Origin of the sequence: Rhizobium ecuadorense, from assembly GCF_001187535.1 — a bacterium.
GTDB lineage: Bacteria > Pseudomonadota > Alphaproteobacteria > Rhizobiales > Rhizobiaceae > Rhizobium > Rhizobium ecuadorense.
In genome coordinates this window covers 1-257 of record NZ_LFIO01001251.1, presented here as the reverse complement: position 1 = coordinate 257, position 257 = coordinate 1, and the positions used below count along the sequence as shown (strand labels likewise).

Genomic DNA, 257 nt, shown 5'->3' with positions numbered 1-257 from the left:
CGCTTCTACTGTCCGAGGTCGTGGCGACGACCCATTGAGTGAGGCGAGTATCGAATTGGAGAACCTTTCTGAATTCGTCGCGAATTTCTCGCTCCGTCAGATTGGCTGTGGCCTTGCACTGGATGCCAATGGGCCTGTCCAAATCCCCATCCCGATAGCCGAAGATATCGACGCCGAACTGCTTGCTCGGAGGACTGATTTTCATTTCTGGGTGCTTGTAGTGCAGAGCGAAGAGCTCGCGACATTGAATTTCGAAT

General features: G+C 52.9%; 1 protein-coding gene. It reads right to left on the bottom strand.

From position 1 onward, the window contains the following. Window positions 1–205: restriction endonuclease (locus tag AF337_RS46565; protein ID WP_425287900.1), on the bottom strand; the 205-nt coding region annotated here is incomplete at its 3' end. Between the last annotated feature and the right edge of the window lie 52 nt (window positions 206–257).